The 13,838-nt window shown below is 64.1% G+C and carries 14 protein-coding genes; 1 reads left to right on the top strand and 13 read right to left on the bottom strand.

Annotation, left to right across the window (positions count from 1 at the left end):
* Window positions 1–124: 124 nt before the first annotated feature.
* Window positions 125–1,153 (top strand): AraC family transcriptional regulator, encoded by a 1,029-nt coding sequence (locus ISX93_RS02925; RefSeq protein WP_195777217.1) that lies wholly within the window; start codon window positions 125–127, stop codon window positions 1,151–1,153.
* Between the two features lie 800 nt (window positions 1,154–1,953).
* On the opposite strand, the gene ISX93_RS02920 is transcribed toward ISX93_RS02925, so the two are convergent.
* The 13 genes from ISX93_RS02920 to ISX93_RS02860 form a co-directional block, all read right to left on the bottom strand.
* Window positions 1,954–2,508, bottom strand: a complete 555-nt coding sequence (locus ISX93_RS02920; protein ID WP_308705281.1) for an RBBP9/YdeN family alpha/beta hydrolase — start codon at window positions 2,506–2,508, stop codon at window positions 1,954–1,956.
* 157 nt (window positions 2,509–2,665) lie between these two features.
* Window positions 2,666–3,214, bottom strand: a complete 549-nt coding sequence (locus tag ISX93_RS02915) for an adenine phosphoribosyltransferase (RefSeq protein WP_195777215.1) — start codon at window positions 3,212–3,214, stop codon at window positions 2,666–2,668.
* A 31-nt stretch (window positions 3,215–3,245) separates the two neighbouring features.
* Window positions 3,246–3,980: a fumarate/nitrate reduction transcriptional regulator Fnr gene (gene fnr, locus ISX93_RS02910; protein WP_195777214.1), complete on the bottom strand. Its 735-nt coding sequence runs from the start codon at window positions 3,978–3,980 to the stop codon at window positions 3,246–3,248.
* 139 nt (window positions 3,981–4,119) lie between these two features.
* Window positions 4,120–5,502 carry an oxygen-independent coproporphyrinogen III oxidase gene (gene hemN / locus ISX93_RS02905; RefSeq protein WP_195777213.1) on the bottom strand — a complete coding sequence of 461 codons (1,383 nt, stop codon included), beginning with the start codon at window positions 5,500–5,502 and terminating at the stop codon, window positions 4,120–4,122.
* A 147-nt stretch (window positions 5,503–5,649) separates the two neighbouring features.
* A complete protein-coding gene (locus tag ISX93_RS02900) occupies window positions 5,650–6,333 on the bottom strand; it encodes a sulfite exporter TauE/SafE family protein (protein ID WP_195777212.1) in 684 nt (227 codons plus the stop codon).
* Window positions 6,326–6,532, bottom strand: coding sequence for a cbb3-type cytochrome oxidase assembly protein CcoS (gene ccoS / locus ISX93_RS02895; RefSeq protein WP_195777211.1), 207 nt, complete (start codon window positions 6,530–6,532; stop codon window positions 6,326–6,328). The genes ISX93_RS02900 and ccoS overlap by 8 nt, the downstream gene beginning before the upstream one ends.
* A gap of 16 nt (window positions 6,533–6,548) precedes the next feature.
* Complete coding sequence (locus tag ISX93_RS02890; RefSeq protein WP_195777210.1) at window positions 6,549–8,957, bottom strand: heavy metal translocating P-type ATPase; 2,409 nt, start codon at window positions 8,955–8,957, stop codon at window positions 6,549–6,551.
* Window positions 8,958–8,964: 7 nt separating this feature from the next.
* Window positions 8,965–9,465, bottom strand: coding sequence for a FixH family protein (locus ISX93_RS02885; RefSeq protein ID WP_195777209.1), 501 nt, complete (start codon window positions 9,463–9,465; stop codon window positions 8,965–8,967).
* A 14-nt stretch (window positions 9,466–9,479) separates the two neighbouring features.
* On the bottom strand, window positions 9,480–10,895 hold the full coding sequence (gene ccoG / locus ISX93_RS02880) for a cytochrome c oxidase accessory protein CcoG (protein ID WP_195777208.1): 1,416 nt from the start codon (window positions 10,893–10,895) through the stop codon (window positions 9,480–9,482).
* Between the two features lie 207 nt (window positions 10,896–11,102).
* Entirely contained in the window at window positions 11,103–12,032 is a 930-nt protein-coding gene (gene ccoP / locus ISX93_RS02875; protein WP_195777207.1) for a cytochrome-c oxidase, cbb3-type subunit III, read from the bottom strand.
* Entirely contained in the window at window positions 12,029–12,214 is a 186-nt protein-coding gene (locus ISX93_RS02870) for a cbb3-type cytochrome oxidase subunit 3 (protein WP_195777206.1), read from the bottom strand. The genes ccoP and ISX93_RS02870 overlap by 4 nt, the downstream gene beginning before the upstream one ends.
* A gap of 5 nt (window positions 12,215–12,219) precedes the next feature.
* Window positions 12,220–12,831, bottom strand: coding sequence for a cytochrome-c oxidase, cbb3-type subunit II (gene ccoO, locus ISX93_RS02865; protein WP_195777205.1), 612 nt, complete (start codon window positions 12,829–12,831; stop codon window positions 12,220–12,222).
* On the bottom strand, window positions 12,831–13,838 hold a 1,008-nt coding region (locus tag ISX93_RS02860), incomplete at its 5' end, for a cbb3-type cytochrome c oxidase subunit I (RefSeq protein WP_195777204.1). The genes ISX93_RS02860 and ccoO, both read right to left, overlap by 1 nt.

Below are 13,838 nucleotides of genomic sequence, written 5' to 3'. Positions count from 1 at the left end.
AATGACAGTCAGTTTTCTTTACGTGACTAAACTGGCTATATTTCCCGGGCATGCGGTGAAACGTTGATCTGGATCAGTTTTATCGGCGCCTAACTCCATTCCCTGCCTTTGCGATCAGCTGACCATGACGACTCTGGTACGTGCCGCCGTTCTCACCAAGTACTTCGGGGTTGCCCGGCAGGTCGGGCTGAACCCGCAACCGCTGCTGCGCCGCCTCGGCCTGACCCAGGCCATGCTGGAAAACCCGGACCAGCTGCTTGCCGCCGATACGGCGGTGACGCTGCTCGAGGAGTCGGCCCGCGAAAGCGGCTGCAGCACCTTCGGCCTGCGCATGGCCGAGGCGCGGCAGATGGCCGATTTCGGCCCGGTCAGCCTGCTGCTCAACCATCAGCGCACCCTGCGCGAGGCATTGCAGACCACCGTGCAGTACCGGCATCTGCTCAACGAGGCGCTGGCGCTGTTTATCGAGGAAGTCGGCAAGACGGTGATCGTCCGCGAGGAAGTGGTCACCGACCGTCCGATCCCGGCGCGCCAGGCCACCGACCTGGCCCTCGGCGCGCTGTTTCGCCTGTGCAGCGGCCTGCTCGGGCAGAACTGGCATCCGCTCAGCGTCAACTTCACCTATGAGGCGGTGCCCGACCAGCAGGACTATCGCCGCCTGTTCGGCTGCAAGCTGGAGTTCGGCAGCGAGTTCAATGGCTTCATTTTCTCCGCCATCGACCTGGACAAGCCCAACCCGCTGGCCGACCCGGTGATGGCCCGGCACGCCGAGCGCTTCATCGACTCCCTGCCGGGGGTCAGCGAGCATTCGCTGGTGCTGGATGTGCGCAAGGCGATCTACATTCTGCTGCCGATGGGGCGCGCGACCATCGAACAGGTGGCGCAGGCCCAGGGCATCAACCTGCGCACCCTGCAGCGTCGGCTGGAGGAGGAAGGCGTGACTTTTTCCGAGCTGATCAACGAGGTGCGCCGCGACCTGGTGCTGCGCTACATGGGCAATCCGCGCTATTCGCTGGGACGCATCGCCGAACTACTCGGTTATTCGGTACCCAGTTCCTTCACCCGCTGGTTCACCACGCAGTTCGGCCTGGCTCCGGCGGCCTGGCGGCAGGAATGGCGGAAAAGGGGCAGCAGTGTGGAAGGGCGGGAATAACGGGATTTCCAGCGGATTGGAAATCCGCTGCAGATTTTCTGACGGGCGCAGGCTTCGAGCCTGACCGCAGCACTTTCCTCGGCTTAGGGCTACAGGTTGCGTCCTGCACGACGCCTCACTTTCTCTTTGTTTGCGCAAAGAGAAAGTAAGCAAAGAGAAAGCGCCCCCGGCATCCGGCCCGGCACTTCGCTGCGCGATGTGCCGGGTGCGTTCGCTCCATCGGCGCTCCAGAGGCCCGCTGCGATGGGCCGTCCATGGCCCAGCGCAGCTTTCGCGGCATCCATGCCGCTCAACCCCTTGCACACCGATTCCGCTCACCCTCCTGACGGGACTGTCAGTCCGTGCGGGATTGAACGACATTCGTAGGGCGGATAACCGCACAGCGTTATCCACCAAAACCGCGCTCGGTGGAAAAGCCGCAAGCGGCGTTTTCCACACTACACAAGCGATACGGTGGCCACCCAAGTCCCCGTCAGCAGGCCGAGTGCAGGTACTGGGCAGAGGGGCATTTGGCAGGGATGCCAAATGAGGCGCGATGGGCCATGGATGGCCCTTCGCGACGACCCTCGGAGCAGTGCCGGAGCGAGGGGAGTCTGAGCGCAGCGAAGACCCGGATGCCGGGGGGTGTTTCTTTTGCTTACTTTTCTTTGCACAAGCAAAGAAAAGTGAGGCGCCCGGCGGGGCGCAACCGAAGCCATCAAGCAACCTCGATAATCAGCCCGGCATATGGGCCTAACAGCAGCGGATATCCAATCCTTAGTTGATCAGGCTGTTACCGCACCAGCGGCGGGGCGCCATGCTCAGCGGTCGAGCCGGCGCAGCAGTTCTTCGGCCTGCGGCCACTCGCCGAAGCCTGCTGCCGGGTTGAGATGGCCGACCGCGCCGAGGTCGAGCAGTTCACTGTGCCAGTCACTCGCCAGTTGTTCGAGGCGCTCGAAGCTGGCCAGCGGGTCGTTGCGGCTGGCGGCGAGGATGCTCGGGAAGGGCAGCGGCTGACGCGGCACCGGCAGCCAGCCATTGGCCTGCAGGGCCGCGGTGGTTGGATAGCCCGCGGGGAAGGGCGACTCGACATCGGCCGGGGTCGCCAGCAGTGCGCCCTTGATCGGCCGTGCATACTTCTGCGCCCAGTGCGCCACCATCATCACCCCGGCGCTGTGCGCGACCAGGATCACCGGGCCGTCGATCTGCTGCAGGGCAGCCTGGAGCGCCTCGACACGGGCGGCGCAGCTGAGCTTGTCGGTTTCCAGCGGCGCTACCGTGTGTACCCGTGGCAGTTTGGCCGCCAGCAGGGTCTGCCAGTGGTCGGCGACGTGGTCACGCAAACCGGGAACGATCAGGAAGGAAGTAGTGGACACGGCGGGGTTCCTTGCAGGGGACGAGTCAGTGGCACGCCGGGCGTGCGGTTCGTCGTGCATCTTGCCGCGGGCAGCATCTGCCTGCTTCGCAATGGGTGACAGCGGCTTTTCAATTGATGACGCGGAGCCGTGCGCGATGCGGCGCGGCAAGCACTGCTCAGTTTTCGCCGAGGGCGAAGGTGCAGAGGCTGTAGGTGCGGATGCCGATTTCTTCCAGCCGGCGTGAACCGCCGAGCTCCGGCAGGTCGACGATGGCTGCCGCTTCGTGAATGCGGGCCCCCAGGCGATGCGCCAGGCGGGCAGCAGCCAGCAGGGTGCCGCCGGTCGCGATCAGGTCATCCAGCAGCAACAGGCTGTCGCCTTCGCACAGGCTGTCGCTCTGCACTTCCAGTTGCGCGCTGCCGTACTCGGTCTGGTAGGTTTCGCCGAGTACCTGCGCCGGCAGCTTGCCGGCTTTGCGGAACAGCACCAGCGGCTTGTTGAGGGTGTAGGCCAGCACCGAGCCGAGCAGGAAGCCGCGCGCGTCGAGTGCCCCGACATGGCTGATGTCCGCCTCGACATAGCGTTGCGCCAGGCTGTCGCAGACCAGGCGAAACGCCCGTGGCGACTGCAGCAGCGGGGTGATGTCGCGAAACATCACGCCCGGCTTGGGGAAGTCGGGAACCGGGCGGATCAGGCTTTTGATGCTGAACGGGTCGCTCGGCATGTGCGCAACCTCGGGTGTTCGGGAATGCTGCTCAGAGATCCAGATTGCCACCGGCCAGCGCGCAGAGCTCGAGCGACTTGAGGATGTGCACTTCCTTGCCTTCGGCTTCGATCAGGCCGTTCTGCTGGAAGCGGGTGAAGACCCGCGACACGGTTTCCACTGCCAGGCCGAGGTAGTTGCCGACTTCATTGCGCGACATCGACAGGCGGAACTGGTTGGCGGAAAAACCGCGCGCGCGAAAGCGTGCGGACAGGTTGACCAGGAAGGCGGCGATTCGCTCGTCGGCGGTCTTTTTCGACAGCAGCAGCATCATTTGCTGATCGTCGCGAATCTCGCGGCTCATCACGCGCATCAGCTGGCGGCGCAATTGCGGCAGTTGCATGGACAGGTCTTCGAGGCGATCGAAGGGAATCTCGCAGACCGAGGTGCTTTCCAGTGCCTGCGCCGACACCGGGAAGGCTTCGGTATCCATGCCGGACAGGCCCACCAGTTCGCTGGGAAAGTGGAAGCCGGTGATCTGTTCTTCACCGTTGTCGCTCAGGCTGAAGGTCTTGATGGCGCCGGAACGCACGGCAAACACCGACTCGAAGGGGTCACCCTGGCGAAACAGGAAATCGCCTTTCTTCAGTGGCCGGCCGCGCTTGACGATCTGGTCAAGGGCGTCGACGTCATCGAACTCAAGAGAAATCGGCAGGCACAGTGAGGACAGGCTGCAGTCGTTGCAGTGGGCTTGATGCGGGCTGCGCGCCTTGAGTGATTCAGGCATGGAGAAAAACCTTCGCGGAATAACGATGCGCGAAGGTTACCGTACAGCGCGAGTTCAGGCCAGTTAGACCTTTGCCTGAGGTTCCGTCAGATAAGGCCGGGGAAGCGGCTGATCCGGTCATTTTCCGGACGTTTCCAGATCAGATGACCCGCGAGAAGCGCTGCCGGGACTGCTCGTTCAGGTAGTGATCGAACAGCATGCACACCGAGCGCGCGAGCAACCGGCCGGCCGGGAGGATATCGATGCCCTGTGGGGTCAGGTTGATCAGGCGGTCCTTGGCCATCTGCTGCAGGTCCGGCCAGCACTCGGCGAAATAGGCGCGGAAATCGATATTGAAGCAGTTCTCGATGCTGGCGAAATCCAGGCTGAAGGAGCAGATCAGCTGCTGGATCACTGCCCGCCGGATACGGTCATCGTCGTTGCACTGCAGGCCGCGCGTGGTCGACAGCTCGCCGCTGTCCAGGCTGGCCTGGTAGGTGTTGATGTCGCTGCTGTTCTGGCAGTAGAGGTCGCCGATCTGGCTGATCGCGGACACCCCGAGGCCGACCAGGTCGCAATGGCCGTGGGTGGTGTAACCCTGAAAATTGCGCTGCAGGGTGCCATCTTCCTGGGCGCTGGCCAGTTCGTCGTCGGGCAGCGCGAAGTGATCCATGCCGATGTAGCGATAGCCGGCCGTGGTCAGTTGCTCGATGCTGTTTTGCAGCATGAGCAGCTTGTCGCCCGGGCTGGGCAGGTCGTCGGCATTGATCCGCCGCTGCGGCAGGAAGCGCTCGGGCAGGTGCGCATAGTTGAACACCGACAGCCGGTCAGGCTGCAGGGCAATGATTTCGGTGACGGTGCGGGCGAAGCTCTCCGGCGTCTGCTTCGGCAGTCCATAGATCAGGTCGATGTTCACCGAGCGGAACTGCAGAGTGTGTGCGGCGTCCAGCACGGCGCGCGTCTGTTCCAGGCTCTGCAGGCGGTTGACCGCGCGCTGCACCTCGGGGTCGAGATCCTGCACGCCGAGGCTGACCCGGTTGAAGCCCAGCTCGCGCAGCAGGCCCATGGTCGCCCAGTCCGCCTCGCGCGGGTCGATCTCGATGCTGTAGTCACCGCTGTCATCGGCCAGCAGGTTGAAGCTCTGGCGGATTTCCTGCATCAGCCAGCGCAGTTCGTCGTGGCTGAGGAAGGTCGGGGTGCCGCCGCCAAAGTGCAGCTGCTCGACTATCTGGCCGGGGCCCAGGTGGTGGGCGATCTGCTTGATCTCCCGGGCCAGGCTCTCGAGATAGGCCTGGGCGCGGCCCCGGTCCTTGGTGATGACCTTGTTGCAGGCGCAGTAGTAGCAGATGTTGGCGCAGAACGGCACGTGCACATACAGCGAGAGGGGGCGATTGGCTTTGCGGCTGTCGCGCAGTGCGTGCAGCAGGTCGAAGGGGCCGATCTGGTTGTTGAACTGCACGGCAGTCGGGTAGGAGGTATAGCGCGGGCCGGCGCAGTCGTAGCGGCGGATGAGGTCGTTATCCCAACGAATGGCGTCGAGCATGCTGGCAGGTCCGGTTTGGCAGGCAATGGCCGGAGTCTAGGGAAGGAGTACGCGTGGCGTTTTGATCTGCATCAACGAGGGCCGTGGTGAGTGCGCAGGATGGGCAGGCCGCGCCGCGTCTAACCCGCCCTGCTAGTCCGTGCTTGTTCAGTGCCCCATCAGCCACTGCTGGTGCGGGCCGGGCAAGGTCCAGAGGCCGAACAGCATGACCAGCAGGCCGCCGGCCATGCGCACGCCGCGCTGGCGCAGCAGGCCGAGCAGGCGCTCGGCGGCCAAGCCGGTGGCGAGCAGGACCGGCAACGTACCGAGGCCGAAAGCCAGCATCAGCAAGCCGCTGTCCAGCGCCGAGCCCTGGCTGGCCGCCCACAGCAGGGTGCTGTAGACCAGTCCGCAGGGCAGCCAGCCCCAGATGGCGCCCAGGCAGAGCGCGCGCGGCAGCGAGGTGACCGGCAGCAGGCGGCGGGTCAGCGGTTGCAGGTGACGCCAGAGGTGGCGGCCGATGGCTTCGATGCGGGTCAGCCCGCTCCACCAGCCGGCCAGGTACAGCCCCATGCAGATCAGCAGCACTCCCGCGGCGATGCGCAGCAGCATGGCCGCCGGGCTGTGGCCCACGGCCCAGCCCGCCAGCCCGACCAGCAGGCCGGCCACGGCGTAGCTGAGAATCCGGCCGACATTGTAGGCGAGCAGCAGGCGCAGGCGTTTGCCACGTTGTTCGACGGGAATCGCCATGGTCAGCGCGCCCATCAGACCGCCGCACATGCCCAGGCAGTGGCCGCCGCCGAGCAGGCCGAGAATCAGTGCAGAAAGCAGCATCGGCAGCAGCTCAGTCACCGCGGCGATCCTTGTCCGGCTGGCCTTCGGCCTCGCGGATGGCCGCCTTGTGCGCAGGATCTTCGTCATCGAACAGGATGCTGTTGGCCGGGCCGTCGAGGTCGTCGTACTGACCGCTGTCGACAGCCCAGAAGAACAGCCAGATCGCCAGGGCAACGATGATGATGGCGATTGGAATCATTACGTAGAGCGCGGGCATGCAGGCTCCAAAACGGTTAGGCCGGTGGGTGCCGGGTCAGGCGCAGGGCGTTCAGCACCACCAGCAGCGAACTGAGTGACATGCCCAGCGCCGCCCAGACCGGGGTTACCCAGCCCATGGCGGCGAAGGGCAGTACCAGGCCATTGTACAGCGTGGCCCACAGCAGGTTCTCGATGATGATGCGCCGGGTGCGGCGGGCCATGACAAACGCCTGCACCAGGCTGTCCAGACGGTTGGACAGCAGCACGGCATCCGCGGTGGTCTTCGCCAGGTCGGTCGCGCTGCCCATGGCCACGCTGATGTCGGCGGCGGCCAGTACCGGCACATCATTGACGCCATCGCCGAGCATCAGTACCCGATGGCCCTGCTGGTGCAACTGGCGCAGGACTTCGAGCTTGTCGCCCGGCGTCAGGCCGCCGCGCACGTCGGCAATGCCCAACCGGGCGGCGACCTCGGCGACCATCGGCGAACTGTCGCCAGAGAGCAGCAGCGTGCGCCAGCCGCGCTGGTGGCAGGCATTGATCAGGGCGGGGGCATCGACGCGCAGGTGATCATCCAGCACCAGCCAGGCCAGCGGGCCAGCCTGATCGCCGAGCAGCAGCCACTGGCCGTGCTCGGCGGGCATGACCGGCGGCGCCTGGTGGCTCAGTTGCGCGACATAGTCCGGCTGGCCGATGCGCACCAGCCGTGCGCCGATCATGCCCTGCAGGCCCTTGCCCGCGGTGACCTGGACATCCTCGGCGGCCTGCGCCGCGCGACCGAAGGCTTTGGCGATCGGGTGTTCGGAGCGATTTTCCAGTGCCGCGGCCAGTGCCAGGCAGTTGTCTGCATCCAGTTCACCCAGCGGGCGGATTTCGCGCAGGGTCAGACGGCCCTCGGTCAGGGTACCGGTCTTGTCGAAGATCACCGTGTCGATCCGCCCCAGGCTTTCCAGTACGTGGCCGCGGGTCAGCAGCAGGCCCATGCGGTGCAGGCTGCCGGTGGCCGTGGTCAGCGCCGTGGGCGTGGCCAGCGACAGCGCGCAGGGACAGGTCGCGACCAGCAGGGCGAGCACGATCCAGAAGGCGCGTGAGGCGTCGAGCTGCCACCAGACCAGGCCCACCCCCGCAGCAGTGAGCAGCACCACCAGCAGGAACCACTGGGCCACGCGATCGGCCAGCTCGGCCAGCCGGGGTTTTTCGCTCTGGGCGCGCTCGAGCAGGCGCACGATGGCGGACAGCCGGGTGTCCTGGCCCAACGCGAGGACTTCGACGGTCAGCGGACCCTCGACATTCAGGGTCCCGGCGGTGACGGCATCCCCGGCAGCCCGCGGCAGTGGCAGGTATTCGCCGGTAAGCAGGGACTCGTCGATGCTCGACTGGCCCTGGATGATCCGCCCATCGGCCGGTAGCAAGGCGCCCGGCGGTACCAGCACCCGATCCCCCAGGGCCAGTTCGCTGAGCAGGATGCGTTCGCTGTGCCCGTCCGCCTGCAGGCGCAGGCAGGACGCCGGCAGCAGTTGTACCAGCTGCGCGGTGGCAGCGGCCGTGCGCTCACGGGCCCGGCGTTCCAGGTAGCGGCCGGCCAGCAGGAACAGGGCAAACATGCCGACCGCATCGAAATACAGTTCGCCACTGCGGCTGACGGTAGACCAGATACCGGCCAGATAGGCACCGCCGATGGCCAGCGACACCGAGACGTCCATGGTCAGGTGGCGGCTGCGCAGGTCGCGCAATGCGCCCTTGAAGAAGTCGGTGCAGCAGTAGAAGACAATCGGTGTGGTGAGGAACAGGCTGACCCAGCGCAGGATCTGGTCGAGCTCCGCAGACAGGTCGAGGTTGAACTCTGGCCAGGTGGCCATGCTGGCCATCATTACCTGCATCCACAGCAGGCCGGCCACGCCCAGCTGGCGGATGGCCCGGCGGTTCTCCCGCTGCAATTGCGCGGCGGCGCGATCCGCCTGGTAAGGGTGCGCGGCATAGCCGATCCGGCGCAGGCTGGCGAGTAGCTGGCTGAGTGGTAGCTGGCTGTCGAGCCAGCGGACCTGCAGGCGATGGCTGGACAGATTGAGGCTGGCCTCGGCGACGGCCGGCAGGCTGCGCAAGTGCTTCTCGATCAGCCAGCCACAGGCGGCGCAACTGATGCCTTCGATCAGCAGGCAGGTTTCGGCCAGTTCGCCCTGGTGCTGGACAAAGGGTTGTTGCACGTCCTGCCGATCCAGCAGCTCAAGCTCGTCCGGCAGGGCACGGGTCAGCGAGTCTGGATTGGCGGCACTTTCGCTGCGGTACCGGTAGTAGCCTTCCAGACCGCCACTGACGATGGCCTCGGCAACGGCCTGGCAGCCGGGGCAGCACATCTCGCGCATCTCGCCGAGCACGAGAGTGCGGAACGGCGCGCCGGGTGGAACCGGCAGGCCGCAGTGGAAGCAGGGCTGGGGCGTCGCCACGGCTGGTTCAGTTACCGAGGAGGATCACCTGGCCGGAGACCAGTTCTTCCTCTTCGAACAGGCGCCATTCCTGACCGCCTTCCATGCCGAGAACCTCGACGAAGCGACGGCCGCCAATCGCGTCCGGCAACAACCCGCGATAGACCTGGCCGACGCCCGGTTGCAGCACGATGCGGCGATCCTTCTCGGCCTGGGTGGGCGAAATCAGGTTGAGGGTCAGTAACTGTGGGGCACTGTTGCCGCTTAGCCGCAGCTCAGCCGTGCCGGTCTGGTTGTCGAGGGTCAACTGGCCACGAATGCTCAGGCGCTCCGCCAGACGCTCGCGCTCAAGACTCTGGTTGATGCCCTTGCCGGCGTCGTAGTAATTGCTCACCACCAGCGTGTCGGCTGTCTGCACGGCGATGAAGGCGAGCGACAGGCCCAGTACCACAGCCATCGCCAGGATGGCGAGGATGAACCAGACCCAGAACTCTTTGTACCAGGGTTGAACAGGGCTATCGCTGTGCATGGAGTTCCTTTGGATTAGCGGACTGCCGGGCCGATGAAGCGGCTTTCGGATTCGGATTTTATACTCGGGTCTTCGATCGCCTGAATGCTGAAACGCACGTCATTGGTGCTGGACGGCAGCTTCTCCGGATCGATCGACAGTTCGACCGGTACGGTGAGGATTTCCCCTTCGGCGGCGACTATCTCTGGCTTGCCCTCGTAAACAAGGCCTTCCAAGCCATCGGCCTTGATCGTGAAGGTGAGGTCGCGCTGCGCCTTGTTCATGATTTTCAGGACATAGACGTTTTCAATCCGCCCTTCATCATTCTCGCGGTAGAGCACGCGGTCCTTGAGTACGTCCAGCTCTGCCAACGAACGGATGGAGATGGCGTAGGCCAGCAGGCCGGCCATTGTCACCAGGGCGATCGCGTAACCGATCAGGCGCGGTCGCACCAGGTGGGTCTGCTGGCCCGAGAGGTTGTGTTCGGTGGTGTAGCTGATCAGCCCTTTCGGATAGCCCATTTTATCCATGATGCTGTCGCAGGCATCGACACAGGCGGCGCAGCCGATGCACTCGATTTGCAGGCCGTCGCGGATATCGATGCCGGTCGGGCAGACATGCACGCACATCTTGCAGTCGATGCAATCGCCCAGGCCCTCAGCCTTGTAGTCGGCATCACGCTTGCGCGGGCCGCGCTTTTCGCCGCGCCGCGGGTCGTAGGAGACGATCAGCGTGTCTTTGTCGAACATCACGCTCTGGAAGCGAGCATAAGGACACATGTAGATGCAGACGTTTTCCCGCAGCCAGCCGGCATTGCCATAGGTGGCCAGGGTAAAGAAGCCGATCCAGAAATATGCCCAGGCATCGGCAGTGCCATTGACCAAGCTGGGAAGCAACTCGCGGATCGGGGTGAAGTAGCCGACGAAGGTCAGGCCGGTCACCAGTCCGATCGACAGCCACAGGCCGTGCTTGGCAAATTTGCGCAGAAACTTGGCACCGCTCATGGGCTGCTTGTCGAGTTTCATGCGCTGGTTGCGGTCACCCTCGGTGATCCGTTCACACCACATGAACACCCAGGTGAAGACGCTTTGCGGGCAGGTATAGCCGCACCAGACGCGGCCCGCGAACACCGTGATGAAGAACAGGCCGAAGGCGCAGATGATCAGGCTCCAGGACAGCAGGACAAAGTCCTGCGGCCAGAAGGTCGCGCCGAAAATGTAGAACTTGCGGCCGGGCAGATCCCACAGGACGGCCTGACGCTCACCCCAGTTCAGCCACAGCGTGCCGAAATAGAGGACGAAGAGCAGCGCTCCACCGGAAATGCGCAGGTTGCGGAACAGGCCAGTGAACGAGCGGGTGTAGATCTTTTCCCGGCTGGCATAGAGGTCGGTGTACTCGGTTGCTTTGGCTTTAACCGGGGTTACATCCTTTACTGGTATCTGTTCGCTCATTACTGCTTACCACGTCAGTGAGGGATGACCCCGGCGATATCAACGACCAGGGTCTGCGCAAGGAGACTGCGGCCCAATGATACGCCGTCAGACCATCTGCCAGTCTGCGACCTTTGGTCGCCGGCTACTGACCGATCCAGACAGGATTAAAGCAAAACGGCGCCGGGTTTCCCCTGACGCCGCTCAATAGAACTGCACGCAATAGGCTTATTCTGCAGCTGGCTTGCCTTGCGACAGGCTGTACACGTATGCAGCCAGGACATGTACCTTGTCCTTGCCGAGGAACGCTTCCTGTGCCGGCATCTTGCCGTTGCGGCCATAGTTGAGGGTCTGCTCGACTTGCGCCAGGCTGGTGCCGTAGATGTAGCCGGCTGGCTGGGTCAGGTCCGGTGCCCCCATGGCGACATTGCCCTGACCCTGCGCGCCGTGGCAGGCAGCGCAGTTGGTGGCGAAAGTCGCTTTGCCAGCAGCCAGGTCAACCTTGGCATTTTCCGGCAGCTTGCGCCCGGCCAGGTCATTCAGCACATAGGCGGCAACGTTCTTCACCCCGGTGCTGCCAAGAATCGTGCCCCAGGCGGGCATGGCAGCCTGGCGACCGTTGAGGAGGGTGGCCTGAATCGCTTCAGGCTCGCCGCCCCAGCGCCAGATGTGGTCGGTCAGGTTGGGGAAGCCGTGGGTGCCCTTGGCATCCGAACCGTGGCATACCGAGCAGTTGGAAGCGAACAGGCGACCGCCGATCTTGAGTGCCTGCGGATCCTTGGCGACTTCCTCGATGGGCATTGCCGCATATTTGGCAAAGATCGGACCGTATTCGCTCTGCGCCTTCTGCATTTCCTTGTCGTACTGCTTGTTTTGCGTCCAGCCACCTTCATAGCCAGGCAGCACGCCAGTCCAGGTACCCAGCCCGGGGTAGAGCGCCAGGTAGCCAAGGCCGAACACGATGGTGCTGACAAACAGCATGAACCACCACTTGGGCAGCGGGTTGTCGAACTCCTCGATGCCATCGAACGCATGACCGACGGTCTGCTCGGTCGTGTCGCTACGCTGGCCCTTGCGGGTTGCCATGATCAGCCAAACCAGCGCGACAATGGTGCCCAGTGTCAGGATGGTGATGTACCAACTCCAGAACGTGGTCATTGGTTGTTACTCCTAGAGAATTGTTCGACGTGCTGTCCGTGCGCGGCTTCATCGGCGAAGGGCAGGTTGGCCGCTTCGTCGAAGCGCGCCTTGTTCCTGCCGCTGTAGGCCCAGAGGGTCACGCTGACGAAGGCGACCAGCACCAGCAAGGTGCCGAGTCCGCGCAGGGTTCCGATGTCCATCGCGCTTACCGCTTGTTCTTGAGGCTGGTACCCAGCCCCTGCAGGTAGGCGACCAGTGCATCCATTTCGGTCTTGCCCTTGACGGCATCGCCGGCACCGGCGATGTCGGCGTCGGTATACGGCACCCCGAGCGTCTGCATGGCCTGCAGCTTGGCGCCGGTCAGCTTGCCGTCGAGGGTGTTCTCCACCAGCCACGGATAAGCCGGCATGATCGACTCGGGCACCACGTTGCGCGGGTTGTACAGGTGCGCGCGGTGCCAGTCATCCGAGTAACGGCCACCGACGCGGGCCAGGTCCGGGCCGGTACGCTTGGAGCCCCACAGGAACGGGTGATCCCAGACGCTTTCACCGGCGACCGAGTAGTGACCATAACGCTCGGTCTCGGCGCGGAACGGACGGATCATCTGCGAGTGGCAACCGACGCAGCCCTCGCGGATGAAGATGTCGCGGCCTTCCATTTCCAGGGCGGTGCGCGGCTTCATGCCCTCGACCGGGGTGTTGGTGACGTCCTGGAAGAACAGCGGGACGATCTGTACCAGACCGCCGATGCTCACTGCCAGAACCATGAACAGGGCCATCAGGCCGATGTTCTTCTCAAGGATTTCGTGCTTTTTCATCAGTGAGCTACCTCGGGAATCCGCGCATCGGCTTCATATTCGGCAGGATTGGCTGCGCGCACGGTGCGGTAGGTGTTGTAGGCCATGACCAGCATGCCGGTGAAGAAGATGGCACCGCCGATCATGCGCACCACGAAGCCCGGGTGACTGGCTTCCAGTGCCTCGACAAAGGAGTAGGTGAGGGTGCCGTCGGTGTTGACTGCACGCCACATCAGGCCCTGGGCGATGCCGTTGACCCACATCGAGGCGATGTAGAGCACGGTGCCGATGGTGGCCATCCAGAAGTGCGTGTTGATCAGGCCGACGCTGTACATCTGCTCGCGACCGAAGACCTTCGGAATCAGGTGGTAGAGCGCGCCCATCGAGACCATGGCGACCCAGCCGAGGGCGCCGGCGTGTACGTGGCCGATGGTCCAGTCGGTGTAGTGGGACAGGGCGTTGACGGTCTTGATCGCCATCATCGGGCCTTCGAAGGTGGACATGCCGTAGAAGGCCAGCGAGACCACCAGGAAGCGCAGGATCGGGTCGGTACGCAGCTTATGCCAGGCGCCGGAGAGGGTCATCATGCCGTTGATCATGCCGCCCCAGCTGGGTGCCAGCAGGATCAGCGACATCACCATGCCCAGCGACTGCGCCCAGTCCGGCAGCGCGGTGTAGTGCAGGTGGTGCGGACCGGCCCAGATGTACACGGCGATCAGGGCCCAGAAGTGCACGATCGACAGGCGATAGGAGTACACCGGGCGTCCGGCCTGCTTGGGCACGAAGTAGTACATCATGCCGAGGAAGCCGGCGGTCAGGAAGAAGCCCACGGCGTTGTGGCCGTACCACCACTGGATCATCGCGTCGGTGGCGCCGGCATAGACCGAGTAGGACTTGGTCAGGCTGACCGGCAGTTCGATGTTGTTGACGATGTGCAGCAGCGCCACGGTCAGGATGAAGCCGCCGAAGAACCAGTTGCCCACATAAATGTGCTTGGTCTTGCGCTGCATCACGGTGCCGAAGAAGAC

The organism is Pseudomonas sp. N040, from assembly GCF_015637705.1.
Lineage (GTDB): Bacteria > Pseudomonadota > Gammaproteobacteria > Pseudomonadales > Pseudomonadaceae > Aquipseudomonas.
This window is presented reverse-complemented; position numbering and strand designations above follow the sequence as displayed.